This is a genomic window from Mesorhizobium sp. M0991 (genome assembly GCF_040318915.1).
Taxonomy (GTDB): Bacteria; Pseudomonadota; Alphaproteobacteria; order Rhizobiales; family Rhizobiaceae; genus Mesorhizobium.
Genome location: NZ_JAMYNE010000006.1, coordinates 157,068 through 170,135, shown reverse-complemented (window position 1 = coordinate 170,135; position 13,068 = coordinate 157,068). Strand labels below are relative to the sequence as shown.

Annotated in this window: 11 protein-coding genes and 1 pseudogene; 9 read left to right on the top strand and 3 right to left on the bottom strand. The window is 58.5% G+C overall.

Going from position 1 to position 13,068, the window contains the following annotated elements:
• Nucleotides 1-10: 10 nt before the first annotated feature.
• The 4 genes from NKH70_RS11880 (at nt 11) to NKH70_RS11865 (ending at nt 4,108) form a co-directional block, all read left to right on the top strand.
• A complete protein-coding gene (locus NKH70_RS11880; protein WP_353025319.1) occupies nt 11-1,696 on the top strand; it encodes a ThiF family adenylyltransferase in 1,686 nt (561 codons plus the stop codon).
• Nucleotides 1,687-2,142, top strand: coding sequence for a Mov34/MPN/PAD-1 family protein (locus tag NKH70_RS11875; protein WP_353025318.1), 456 nt, complete (start codon nt 1,687-1,689; stop codon nt 2,140-2,142). Before NKH70_RS11880 ends, NKH70_RS11875 begins: the two co-directional genes overlap by 10 nt.
• A 522-nt stretch (nt 2,143-2,664) precedes the next feature.
• Nucleotides 2,665-3,705, top strand: a complete 1,041-nt coding sequence (locus NKH70_RS11870; RefSeq protein WP_353025317.1) for a Cap15 family cyclic dinucleotide receptor domain-containing protein — start codon at nt 2,665-2,667, stop codon at nt 3,703-3,705.
• An 88-nt stretch (nt 3,706-3,793) separates the two neighbouring features.
• Nucleotides 3,794-4,108 carry a hypothetical protein gene (locus NKH70_RS11865; protein WP_353025316.1) on the top strand — a complete coding sequence of 105 codons (315 nt, stop codon included), beginning with the start codon at nt 3,794-3,796 and terminating at the stop codon, nt 4,106-4,108.
• A gap of 106 nt (nt 4,109-4,214) precedes the next feature.
• Here NKH70_RS11865 and NKH70_RS11860 read toward each other — a convergent pair whose 3' ends face one another.
• Entirely contained in the window at nt 4,215-5,588 is a 1,374-nt protein-coding gene (locus NKH70_RS11860; RefSeq protein WP_353025314.1) for a PleD family two-component system response regulator, read from the bottom strand.
• 349 nt (nt 5,589-5,937) lie between these two features.
• Between NKH70_RS11860 and NKH70_RS11855 the strand changes: the two genes are divergently transcribed.
• The 4 genes from NKH70_RS11855 (at nt 5,938) to NKH70_RS11840 (ending at nt 10,269) form a co-directional block, all read left to right on the top strand.
• Nucleotides 5,938-6,306 (top strand): DUF3489 domain-containing protein, encoded by a 369-nt coding sequence (locus NKH70_RS11855; RefSeq protein WP_353025313.1) that lies wholly within the window; start codon nt 5,938-5,940, stop codon nt 6,304-6,306.
• Nucleotides 6,263-6,802, top strand: coding sequence for a DUF2924 domain-containing protein (locus NKH70_RS11850; RefSeq protein ID WP_353025312.1), 540 nt, complete (start codon nt 6,263-6,265; stop codon nt 6,800-6,802). Before NKH70_RS11855 ends, NKH70_RS11850 begins: the two co-directional genes overlap by 44 nt.
• The gene (locus tag NKH70_RS11845; RefSeq protein ID WP_353025311.1) at nt 6,799-8,490 is read left to right on the top strand and encodes a recombinase family protein; all 1,692 of its coding nucleotides are present in this window, start codon (nt 6,799-6,801) and stop codon (nt 8,488-8,490) included. Before NKH70_RS11850 ends, NKH70_RS11845 begins: the two co-directional genes overlap by 4 nt.
• 462 nt (nt 8,491-8,952) lie before the next feature.
• Entirely contained in the window at nt 8,953-10,269 is a 1,317-nt protein-coding gene (locus NKH70_RS11840; RefSeq protein ID WP_353025310.1) for a tyrosine-type recombinase/integrase, read from the top strand.
• A gap of 96 nt (nt 10,270-10,365) precedes the next feature.
• Here the strand turns inward: NKH70_RS11840 and NKH70_RS11835 are convergent, their stop codons facing one another.
• Entirely contained in the window at nt 10,366-10,518 is a 153-nt protein-coding gene (locus NKH70_RS11835) for a hypothetical protein (RefSeq protein WP_353025309.1), read from the bottom strand.
• On the opposite strand from NKH70_RS11835, the pseudogene NKH70_RS11830 reads away from it, so the two are divergent.
• Nucleotides 10,496-10,768 (top strand): annotated as a pseudogene (locus NKH70_RS11830) (substrate-binding domain-containing protein); the annotation flags it as partial. The gene NKH70_RS11835 and the pseudogene NKH70_RS11830 sit on opposite strands and share 23 nt — an antisense overlap.
• Nucleotides 10,769-10,916: 148 nt before the next feature.
• Here the strand turns inward: NKH70_RS11830 and NKH70_RS11825 are convergent.
• Nucleotides 10,917-13,058 (bottom strand): beta-galactosidase, encoded by a 2,142-nt coding sequence (locus NKH70_RS11825; RefSeq protein WP_353025308.1) that lies wholly within the window; start codon nt 13,056-13,058, stop codon nt 10,917-10,919.
• Between the last annotated feature and the right edge of the window lie 10 nt (nt 13,059-13,068).

Below are 13,068 nucleotides of genomic sequence, written 5' to 3'. Positions count from 1 at the left end.
GCGCGGTCCATTGCTCACCATCGCTCAAGCCATTGACGCTGTCTCGGCGCTCTTCGAGGCCTATCGGCCGGAGTACAGGGGATATCGCGCCTGCGAGGATGCCAAGGGGCGACCGACGGGCCGTCATCTCTGGTTGTTCGAGGTGTGGGGCCAGGATTTGTCCATCGTGGCCGACGCTGCGTTCCCGTATTCGCGGCCGAACGCTTATATCATCAACTACGACGTCCAGCGAAACCTGCCGCATGTCGAGCTTGATGGTCGCTTATGCCTGACGAAGGTTGAGTTTACCACCGATCCGGCGGATGCCGCCCGACAGGTGCTGGCGGAAGCCCTCGAGCTCCTTTGTGCGCATCAGACAGGGACTGAAGACGCCGATCTCAAGGAAGACTTCACCAACTACTGGAGCCAGCGTGCTCATGTCGGCAGCCCGACGCTCTCGTTGCTCTACGAGGAACGTGCATCGACAGGGTCATATCTCCTGACTGGCAACGAGGTCTTTGTATTTGCCAGCAAGGAATTGATGTTTCGGTGGTGGGAGAATCGGAACGGGGAGGCACCCAAGCACACGAATGCCGCCCGTTTCGTCGAGCTCAAGAAGTTCCCTTTGCCGTCGGAATTTCCCGCGGATCCTTTAGGCCTTCTCAAACTCCTCCAGACGCACGCCGTCGATGGTGGAGAGGCGATGTTGAAGGCTGTGAGTGCGGTGCCGAACGGGATCGTCTTGGTGCTAGTCGGCGTTGCGCCTTCCGGCCGCCGCCAATTTGCGGGTGTCCGCCTGATGAAAAATCTTCCTCCACAGAAAAGGGGCTCTCGACGGAAGCCGAGGCTCAAGCTTCATCCCCGTGACAAACTCGCCGTGGGCGACCTTCTCAAACACTATACCATTCAGCGTCTGCGGACATCACTGCTTGATAGTTCGACGTCCCGTAGCGTCGTCGATCTGACCGATCTCGCCGACAAGAGAGTAGTTGTGGTCGGCTGTGGCGCTGTCGGCGCGGGCGTCGCGCGCCTACTCGCGAAGGCAGGCGTCGGACGCTTAGATCTCGTTGATCACGAGACTCTTGGCTGGGAGAACATTCGACGTCATGAGCTTGGTGGCCGTAGCGTCCGCCATTCGAAGCCGGAAGCCTTGGCATCGGACCTACGGCAAGACTTGCCGGAGATGGTCGAAGTGAGGGCTTTCTCGAAAACCATCCAGGACCTCGTCGTGTCCGGGAACGACATATTGAAGGGCGCGGACCTCATCGTGGCCACTACGGGATCCTTGCACGCCGACAACTACATCGCCGAGCTCGCACGGCACGGAGCTCCACCGATAGCCGTGGTGTTCGGCTGGATGGAGGCATGGGGTGTTGCCGGGCACGCGTTGCTGCTGTTGGGAGATGGCGCCCGGTTCACGGACGGGTTTGAGGAGGGCGTGCCTCGGCGTCCGGCATCTCGGAACGATCGTCAGCCGCCCAAGGAATGCGGGAACGCCACGACACCGTTCGGGGCGCCTGAGGTTGTCGCGGTCCAGGCGATGATCGCTGAGCTCTGCCTCGATCGATTGCTAGAGCCAGAGTTGGCCGGCGCCTGGCGTACATGGTGGACTTCGGATCGCAATCTCGCACGTGCCGAAGGGCAATGGACGGAGGAGTTCAAGGCGACCAAGCCCGCGGTGTCGGTGTCGGGAGTGATGGAGCGACAATGGCCGTAACCCTTGAAGATAATTCGGTCGTAGCCCAGTTCCACCACGTGACCGTCCGGTTCTCACCAGATGTGCTCAAGGTCTTCAACGCCCACCGACAGACGGGCTGGTTCAGCAGGGAGGCTGGAGGACAGCTATTCGCCGACATTAAGGGTGATGTCTGGCTTGTGGTAGCGGCGACTGGCCCCAGGCCGGCGGATCGACGGGGGCGGTTTCATTTTTGGCCGGATCGCAAAGCGGAGCAGAAGGAGATTGACCAGCATTTCGCAACTGGGCTTGAGTACGTGGGGGACTGGCATACACATCCGGAGAAGGCCCCGACGCCGTCTCACGACGACATCGCCAGTATCGAGAGCGTCGTCAGAAAATCGACCTTCTATATTTCGGGTCTGCTACTTTGCATCGTGGGTCTCGCACCGTTTCCAGACGGGCTGCACGTTTCTTTCCATGCTTGATGGCTGCCGGCTCCGGGACGCAAGGCGGACCGCACTTGCATGGAGTCTGTGCTGCGAAAACTATGTAGGTTACGGAGATGACAGACCAAAAAAATGCAATTGTTGGAAGCCTTTACGGCTTGCTGCGAAGCGTTCGCGATGAAAGCGGAGCGCTGTTTTCAGGTATCGGGGTCTTGGTCAGTGACACCCCCGATACGCTTCCGACTTTTCCGTTACGGCCTAGATCTGTCACGCCCCGCAGAGGATCTACAACCGGGGTCTTGAGTTCAATATCCAAGGACTCCAGCGATTTCCATGACGGATTCCATCTTCTTTCATCGACCTTGGAAATCAGCTCGCTCTCCTTGTATTTTTCGCCCCCGATCCTGCGGTCGGTGGTAATACCGCATCCCACCCCAAGGCATGGCGGACGGTATCTGGCAGCACTGTTCGGGTCGGCGTTGCCGGGCGTGATCGCGGCAGGTGTAGCGAGTACACATTACGGCGTGGTCATTTTCAAAGACGGTATGGAGGTAGCCGCAGGTGCCTAATGATGATCGTTCAGATGAGATCGGGCCGCACGAAGCGATGAGGTCGGACGACGGCGCGTTCCCGACCGTGAGCGGTACTTGGAAGATGGAAATCCATTGGCAACGGGGTGACCGTACCGGAAAGGTCGATGCAACCGCCATCATTCGTCAGAGCGATTGGGGGATCGACATGCAAGTGTATTCGATTGGCTCGGATTCCCGCACGATCCTCGCGAAGCCTGGTCATGAGGTATCAGGACGCCCCGTCATTCATTACATGTACGAGGTAGAACCCAAAGCCATGTGGTCTGACGCAGTCAACCCATATAAGGGTGCGGCGATCCTTCGACTAAATGAACATACCGGCGAATTAAGCGGGAACTATTGGACCAGCCAATTGTCCAAGGGCTTCTTCAAACTCAGCCGCGAGTCTCAGGCTGCGGTAATCGGTCCACAGGGCGAATCGGTGGATGTTTTGTTGATAACCGCCATTGCCGATGAATTTGCTGAGGCACGCGCGGTGTTTGGCACCCGTGCCCGGTCGCCTGAAGGCGTGCAGGAATGGCTACCGCGAAAGACCCATCTCAACGACGATTATCTAGTCGGGTCCTTCTTCATAGGAGAAGAAGCGCGCTTCCGTATAGCTTTAGCGAAACCGAGTCGCATGGGGTCCGTGAGCACAAGTCCGGTGGCGACCAATCTCGCCAACTATCTCCGACCTAAATGTCTTGTGATGTGTGGGGTTTGCGCTGGCAACCCAGGCGATGTTGAGCTTGGTGATCTTATCGTCTCGGAGCTTGCCTATCAATACGACGAGGGAAAACGCGAAAAGGACGAATTCCTCAGCGACATCCGCCAGGCGCGAATATCTAAGGAATGGCTTGCGGCGGCGCAGTCTCTCGATCCTCGTGATCTCCCGAGTTTCGGCCACCCAAACGATGGGGAGCGCAAATTATGGCTGATGCACAAGCTATATCAAGGCTTGGATCCGCGTGTGCTGCCAGCACGTAAACGCTACTTTGCCGACGGGGAGTGGTCCTCGACGCTTTGTTGATCTAGAGAAGTCGGGGGAGCTGACAATAGACGGGACCTCGATAAAACTTACGGAAGTAGGACGAAGTGCTGTGGAACGGTCACTTGTCATGGATGTCGATCCCCCAAAAACACTGCCCTTTGAAATCAAGACTGGCCCAATCGCCAGCGGTAACGTCGTTGTCAAAGATGGCATGACTTGGGACATGTTGAAGCGCAGCGGCGTGCGCACCGTGTTGGGACTCGAGATGGAGGCGGCCACAATCGGTGAGATCGCAAAGCAATGTGGTATTGGCGAGTGGATCGTCATCAAGGGGGTGATGGACCATGCCGATCCCAACAAGGCGGATCGTTTCAAGCCGTTTGCGGCGCGTGCGTCTGCCGAAGCTCTTCGGAATTTCTTGATCGGCAGATTCTCAGTCTGACAGAAGGCAGGTGCACACTGAAAGACCTGATCGCGAGGTGAACGGTCCGTCGATCCTTTCATACATAAACAACGCTAGCTCCATAACAACGTCGGGCCGCAATCAGTCAATCGAGATCAACGACCACCCGGTTGCGGCCGCCGTTTTTGGCTTTGTAAAGGGCGACATCGGCGCGCTTTATCAGCGCTGCGACTGTATCCGCCCCTTTGAATACCGAAGAAACACCAACGCTGACAGTAACTTCGGTCGTCTTGCCCTCATGACCGATGGCAAACGGCAACTGAGCGATTTCGGCGCGAATGCGTTCGGCGACCTTTTCGGCCACCGTGCTGTCCGTGTCCGGCATCACCACTACGAATTCATCGACTCCGTAAACACATGCAAGGTCGATGCCGCGCACATTCTTGCGTAGCCGGCGCGCGCACTCGCGCAGCACGTCGCTACCTGCGTCATGGCCGTACGTGTCGTTGACCGTCTTTAGAAGGTCGACGTCGGTGATTATCATAGACAGCGGTCGCCGGCGGGCCACGGCGCGGTCGAACAGCGTTAGTAGGTGGCTGTCTAAGTAACGTCGGTTGTGCAACCCTGTTACACAATCGATCACCGCCATCTCAATGGTCTGGGTGACGCTGGCGCGCAGCTGGTCGTTGTAGCGTTTGCGACGCACCTGCGTGCGCAGCCGTGCCATCAGTTCCTGCTGATCGATCGGCCGCTTCAAATAGTCATTGATGCCGAGTTCGAGGCCGCGGATGATGCGCCTATCCTCGCCTTCGTCGGTAAGCAGGATGATCGGCAGGAAGCGGGTGCGATCAAGCGAGCGTAGTTGAGAACACAGCCGCAGTGGATCGAAATCAGCAAAGGTGGTCGAGATCAGCACGCACTCATAGGCCGCCTCGGCGGCCTTGAAGAAGCCGACATGAGGATCGGGGGCGATGTCGAGCTCGGCCTTGCCGCGCAACATTTTCTGGATGCGTTCGAAGGAGGATTTGCGCTCGTCGATCAGGAGCACTTTCAGAGTCGCGTCATCAAACATGGAACTGCGGCTCAAAAGCGCCTCGATGCCGATTTCGTGGGTGGTCGAGGCGCGCAGGCGCAGTTCATCGGTCAGCGACTTCAGCCTGACCAGGCTCTTAACCCGCGTCATCAACTGCAGGTCGTTGATCGGCTTGGTCAGGAAATCATCGGCACCGGCCTCGAGGCCGCGCACGCGGTCCGTAACCTCGTCGAGCGCGGTGATCATGACTACGGGGATATGCGATGTCGCCGGAGCACTCTTCAGTCGCTTGCAGACCTCGAACCCGTCCATGTCGGGCATCATCACATTGAGCAGCACGACATCAACCTTGCCGTTTTCGCAGGTCTCGATGGCGCCGAACCCGTCGGACGCCGTCAGCACCTCAAAATATTCGGCCAAGAGCCTGACTTCGAGCAACCGCACATTGGCAGAGATACTGTCGACGACGAGGATGCGCGCGGTCATGACGAGATATTCTCCTGAAGACGTATTTCGTCATCATAATTGCTCGGATTGGGGTTGATTAAAAACTATCGACCACAATACAAGCAAACACCGTACACTAGACGTGCGTTCAGCCAAATAAGGCGCTACCGCGACCTCTATTGCGGTCGTCGCTAGTTTGATGACCTGGATGAGGCGCAAAACGGTCATAAGATAATTACCAGTTCTGCTGGACTTCGTTGGCAGGGCAAGCATTGCTGTCGGGGCCGGGCAACACTTTCCGCCCGATTCCAGGCCCGCCAGCTTCTATGCGGGCTCGACTCAGTACCGGCATCGGAGGGTCCGACGCCGGTATTGATGGAGAAAAGCAATGCGCGTTACCGACACTGTCAAAGACGAAGGCACTGGAATTGGGAAGCCTGAGAACCTTTCGGTTCAAGCTGTCGCAACGCCGCCGAAGCGCCTCCGGAAGCTGCTTAACGCTGAAGCGGAAATTGCGGACAAGCCCAAGAACCCCAAGCCTGTGGAAACGAAGACAGACACTGTGTTGAAGAAGCTTCGCTTGGCCAAGGGCATCACAATCGAGGGGTTGATAGCGGCAACCGGTTGGCAGCCTCATTCGGTGCGCGGATTTCTCTCCGGGACTGTGAAGAAGAAGCTGGGCCTGCCTCTGGTCAGCGAAATTGGCAAGGACGGTGTCCGACGTTATCGGCTCGACAGCAAGGCCAAGGCTGATTGAAGCCATGGCCATCGATGTAAAGATCGAACAGGAGGTCGCCGCGCTCGGCGACCTCTCTCGCGACGAACTCGCGGCTCGGTGGATCAAGATCTATGGGTGCCCGCCGCCGAGCGGGGTGCGGCGTGAACTCTTAGTGAGAGCGGTCGCTTGGCATCTGCAAGCGAAGAGGCTCGGAGGTTTGTCGACTGAGACAAAGAGGCGCCTCGCCGAAGCAGTGCGACATGTCGGCATCAATGGATCGGGAAGGGCATCAGGCTCGGTGTCGGAGACTTCAAATGAGCACGGCGATGGCAAAAATGCCGACCCAGCTTCGAAGCCGCGTCGCTCCCTATCGAAGGGGACTCGCCTGCTGCGCGATTGGAACGGCAAGACCCACATTGTCGACGTGACCGCAGAGGGGTTTTTGTTTGAAGGAAAGCTTCATCGGTCTCTCTCCGCCATCGCCCGCGAGATCACCGGTGCTCACTGGTCCGGTCCGAGGTTCTTCGGGCTATGAGCAACCAGCAGAAACTGCGCTGTGCCGTGTACACCCGCAAATCCACCGAAGAGGGTCTTGAGCAGGAATTCAACTCACTTGATGCGCAGCGCGAGGCTTGCGTGGCCTTCATTGCTTCGCAGATCGGCCTAGGCTGGAAGCTCGTTCCCGACTTCTACGACGATGGCGGCATCTCGGGCGGGACAATGGAGAGGCCGGCCTTAAAACGCCTGCTTCAAGACATTCGTGATAAGCGCATTGATGTGGTGGTCGTGTACAAGATCGACAGGCTCACGCGATCGCTGATGGACTTTTCCAAGATCGTTGAAACCTTCGATGCTCACGGCGTGTCGTTTGTTTCTGTCACCCAGCAATTCAACACGACGACGTCGATGGGCAGGCTGACGCTCAACGTGCTTCTTTCATTCGCTCAGTTCGAGCGGGAAGTGACCGCAGAGCGTATCCGCGACAAGATCGCCGCATCCAGAAAGAAAGGCATATGGATGGGCGGCACCATCCCGCTCGGCTATCGCGCTGTCCACAAGAAGCTCATTGTCGATCAAACAGCGGCGGCAACAATCCGATCGCTATTCAAGCGCTACTTGGAACTGAAGTCGGTGCTGGCCTTGGCCGATGAGCTCAATCTAAGCCAAACGGTGGAGGGCAACCCCCTTCAATATCCGATCAGTCGCGGTCGACTCTATCACCTGCTTTCAAACCCAGTTTATATCGGCCAGTCTCGTCATAAAGACACATGCTACGAAGGCGCTCATGAGCGGATTGTAGACGCGGAATTGTTTGCATCGGTCCAGGCACTGCTGAAGGAGCAAGGGCCGAAACGCCGATCGCGATCGAATGCCGCGGACCTACATTTGCTCACCGGCCTTGTTTTTGACGACACCGGCGATCGATTGAGCTCTGCCTATGCGAACAATCACGGCAAGCGCTATCGCTACTACATCTCGAACCGGCTGAAGGTCGCTCGGCGCAAAGAGGACAGCGGCTGGAGAGTTCCGACTGACGAACTGGAAGCGATGGTCGATCAGCAGGTGATTGCTTTGCTGAACGACAAATCGCGACTGGCTGAATGGATCGAGCAGTACGCATCAAGGGATAAGATCGCGAGCGGTTTGAGCGAGGCAGATGGGCTCTTGAGCGACTCGCCAGGATGTAAAGCAAAGCGTAGATCGATCGTCAGAACTGCGATCACCAGGATAACGCTCTGGCCCGAGACCATTGATCTCGCAATCAATCCTGCTGCTTTGGTGAGTGTGATCCTAGATCCGCAGGGCGACGGACAATCCGATGCAACAAGGTCCCAACGACCCGTCAGCGCCGCAGAGACACACAAAATCACCGTCACATGCAAGATTCAAAGGCGTGGAAATGAGGCGCGCTTGATTATTGGGGATCAACCAAAGCGCGATCAGACTCCTGACCCGAGCCTTGTCAATCTGCTGGCAAGGTCGCACTCCATGCTGTCGGCGCTTACGAATGGGTCGGCTCGCAGCATCTCTGAATTATCGAAAGTTACCGGCATCCATCGTGCCGACCTAAGCAAGGCATTGCCACTAGCATTCCTCGCTCCGGGGATCGTGGACGGCATCTTGTCGGGTATTCAACCTGTGAACCTAACCGCTCGGCGACTCGCTCGGCTCGTCGATCTGCCGGTTGATTGGAACGAGCAGGAGTCCGCTCTAGGCTTTTAATATCCGCCCGGTCACTTCCAGCTCTCTAAGACAGGTTACGTCAACAATCTCTCTGCATCGGTCACAAAAACATTAGGGCTCGGAAAGACGGGCACAGAGACGGGCCTTGAAAACTCGGCGGAAGCAGAGACGGATCGCGCGGCTCAGCCCTAATATGCGGAGACCACTGGGGGCTAACCCTCGGATAAGTCGAGCGAATTTGGAGCCGACCGATATGGGCCATGTCTGCCGTGACTGAGTGGTGATCCCGACAGGAATCGAACCTGTGACCTACAGATTAGGAATTTGTCAGACGGCCTTTCCTGTTGTTTCCCAATACCGGTCGCTGTACGATTGCGCCAGTTATAACATATTCAAGTTGTTGCGAGTTTCGTACTGCGCGGCTATAGTAGCGTAGACAAACCGACAGATTGAGCAAGACCAAACAGGGCGCAATTGCCGTACTAATGCCGTACTAATTTCATGACAGACCTTCGACTCGCCCTCACCGACCGCGCCATTGCAAGCCTCCAGCCGGCGTCGTCGGGCCAATATTTTGCGCGCGACACCGATCTGCCGGGCTTCATGGTGCTTGTGGGCAAACGGCAAAAGACATTCGTTGTCCAGGGTGATCGAAGGAAGGCGGGCAAGCGTCTTTCCGTCCGAATGAAGGTTGCCGAAGTTGGAGAACTCACAACGCGCGTGGCGCGGGCGAAGGCCAAGGACATTCTCGGGAAGATCGCCAACGGCGTCGACCCTCGCGCGTCGACGCGCAAGCAGGACGGCGATGCTCCGGCGGTCGATTTGCCATCGATTGCGAATCCCACGCTGCGCATTGCCTGGGAGCGCTACCGTGACGGGCATATGAAGAACAAAGGCCGAAGCGATGGAACGATCAACAACTATCGTGATCACGTCGAGCGGCTATTGGCCGATTGGCTTGACGAGCCGCTTTCCAAGTTCGGCAACGATCCTTCCCTCGTGACCGTGCGGCACGAGAAACTCACCAAGGAGAACGGCGCCTACATCGCCAATGGCTGCATGCGGACGCTACGCGCCGTCTACAACCATGCTCGCAAGGCCGCCCGCACGCTCCCTGCGGACAACCCCGTCTCAGCCATAGACTGGAATGCCGAACATCGGCGCGACACGGCACTCGGGCTTTCGGATCTGGAGGAATGGTTCACCCAGCTCGCGGCATTGAAGAACCCTGTTCGTCGGGAACTCCACCTGTTCATGCTGCTCTCAGGCCATCGCCCTGAAGCGATCAGGAAGGCGCGGGTCGAGCATGTCGACTTTCGCGCGCGTGTCCTGCACATACCCAGGCCGAAGGGCGGCGAGGTCAAGGCATTCGATATACCGCTTTCGCGAGGCATGATCCGCTGTCTGGTCCGCGTGATGCGCATTGGTCGGGCTCTCTACGCCGAGCAATCGCGTGGATGGCTGTTCCCGGCCGAGAGCGAAAGTGGTCACGTCATCGAGCACAAGGAGAAACGCAGCGGTCTGTCAAAATGGGGGAATGACCTGCGGCAGACCTTTCGCACGATCGCCCAGGCCGCAGGCGTTGCTGAGCTGGACGTTCACCTCCTGATGAACCACTCGATCCCGGGAGTTAATGCAGGCTACATCACACGCAACAAGCTACTGAGCGATCACCTGCGCCAGCAGCAGGAGGCCATCTCATACCGGATGCTCGAAGCGGGGCGGTCGCGACAGAAGGAATCGAAGTCTCGCGGTTGTGCATGGCCTGCACTTCCAAGCAGGCGCCTGCTTTCTGGACTGATGAGCGAGGAGGACTAGCTGCCCAATACATTTCCGCATTGCATCGGACCTTGTCCGGGACTAACGGCTGCTTCGCGCCTCATGTCGGCTGTTGAGATCAAATTCGCCGTTTCCTCAAAGCAGCTGTTCGGCTTGGGCGACATGATGTCCGGGTTTGGCCCAAAGCGGACACGGGTCCACAGCGCCAGCCGTCATGCCAGCGACGATCTGCCGGTTGAAGAACAGGTAGACGATCAGCGGCGGGATGGTGATCAGAAGGATGCTCATGAAACAAGCGCTTCGACTATTTCGACAAACAACACGCCCCGAAGCGGTCTTTTATTGGACGGATTTCGTCGCTTTCGAGGTTTTGAGCGTTGCCAGGGAGCTGGGTCTGCATGTGCCAGGCGACGTGGCAATAATGGGTCACGACAATACAGCCTTTTGCGATCTCAGTATCGCCACCATAACAAGCTTCGATCAGTCGGGGCACGAACTTGGCGCAAACGCGGCACGGCTTCTCATCGAAAGGATCGAGGGACGTACGAAAAGCGTGTTCGTGACGGTCGCGCCGAAAGTCGTGGCACCTGGCAGCACAAGGATGCTTGGAGTGGAGATCGCCGCCCAATCTAAGATCACTGGGACAGAAGATATCGAGCGTTTCCCAAAGCCTCGCGACAACATCCCTAGTCGAGTTCGATCATGCTGCAGCCATAGGCCGGGAGTGACAGCTTACCGCCGCGTACTTTGCCATCGCCGAGCAAATCCTTGCCCGCGGGGACATTGCCGATGCTTGCCAGCTCGCCCATCGTATTGAGGATGAACAGCAGGCGGCGGTCCTTGCTTTCGCGGATCGTCGCCTCGACGCCGGCCGGCATGTCGGCGATGAGCGGCACGACACCGGCGGGCTCCAGCACCTGATCGGCCAGCACCTCGACCAGAGCATCGCTGAGGTACGTGCCGAGGTAGATCACATTGCCCTTGCCGACTTTGCGCGAAGTCATCGCGGCTTGGCCCTCGGCGAAGCGGCTGGCCCAGCTGCCGATAACCTCCGTGCCGGGCGCGACGTTAAGCAGCTCATAAAGATGCGCCGCCGTCACCTGCGCATTCCCGATCTTGAGCTCGTATTGGCGGCTCGCCGACGTCGCCGGCAGCTTCTTGCGCACCGTGTTGGCGCCGAAGCGGCCGCCATGCTCGAACAGGCCGTCGCCGCCGATCGGCGGCAGCAACCCGAACTCCTCGACCGTGATCCCGGCCAGCGCCGAGAGCGTCCTGCCCGGCGAGGTGTCGCGGATGACGTGGTTGTTAACGTCGCGTGATCCGGTGCGGCCGCCCAGGATTACCGTTCCACCCGCCTTAGCGAAGGCCTCGATCCGCGCTGTCCACGCATCGGTCCATTTCAGCCAATGCGGCACGTAGAGCGCCTTGAGCTTGCTGAGATCATCCTCGGGATGGATGAAGCCGCAGGCGATGTTGTGGCGGTAGCAATAGCGGTGCAGCAGCGTCGCGTCGTCCTGCGGGCTCGGCATGCCGATGGGGTAGGAGCGGTGCATCTCCTGATTGTCGAAATCTGATCCGGCGATGCCCAAATCCATGCGCACATGCGTGCCGAGGATCTTGTCCTTGAGCGCCGTGACCTCACCCGCAAACTGCTTGGCCTCGTCATAGCGCCGCCGCGGGATGTCGTCGTGATCGATGATGCCCATCCAATAGATCTCGGCGCCGAAATGCGCCGGCCGCCAGCGGAAGAACATCACGCCATCGGCGCCGCGGGCCACTGACGTATAGGCCATGCGGCGCATCTCGCCGGGTTCGGGCGTCAGCGTCGAGAAGTTCGGCTGCGCACCGAAGCCCGATTGCTGCTCGGGCACGATGAAGTTGCCGGTGAAGCCGCGGCAAATGTCGAGATGCAGCGCCTGCGCCTCGCCGACGCCGCCGACCCGCTGCATCTCGTCATAGAGATGCGGGTAGATGTCGAAGCCGAGAAAATCGAGATCGGTCGAGAACTCGCCGCGGAAGTCGATGTCGTCGATCCGCCCCAGATTGTGGAAGACGAACCAGTCTGGATTGGTGGCGCGCAGGATCAGCACCTGATCGTGCTGGAACCGCGCGGTGACGAAGGCGAGGAAGCGGTGATAGTCGACCACATGGGTCGGCCCGACCGGGGCAGGGGCGTAGTCGAGGGGCAGCACCACTTGATCGAAATCGTCGTAGGCGGTCGCCCAGAAATGCCCGCCCCACGCATCGTTGAGCGCGGCGATGGTCTTGTACTTGTCCTTGAGGAAGGCCTGGAACTCGGCCAGAGTCACCGGACCGTAGGACAGCGATCCAGAGGTATTGAGCTCATTGTCCGTCTGCCAGCCGATGATGTGCGAATTGCCGCGATAATGCTCGGCCATCGCTTTAGTGATGCGCTTCGAATGCTCGCGGAACACTCCGCTCGCAAGATTGGCGTGCTGGCGCGAGCCATGGCTCATGGCGCGGCCATTGGCATCGACGCGCAACACCTCGGGATAACGCGCCGTCAGCCAGCGCGGCGGCGTCGCCGTCGGCGTGCACATGATGGTCTTGATGCCAGCCTTGCCCAGCGCATCTATGGCGCGGTCGAACAAATCGAAGTCGAACGTCCCCTCATGCGGCTCGATAATATGCCAGGCGAATTCCGCAAGTCGCACCGCGTTGAAGCCCGCGGCTGCCATGCGGTCGGCGTCGCGCTGCCAATAGCTCTCATCGACATGCTCCGGGTAATGCGGGGTACCGACGAGGAAAGTGTCGGTCGAGATCGGCCGCCAGACAGAGAGCGGCGCGGATTTCGAGGCAGTCGTCATAGTCGGAAAA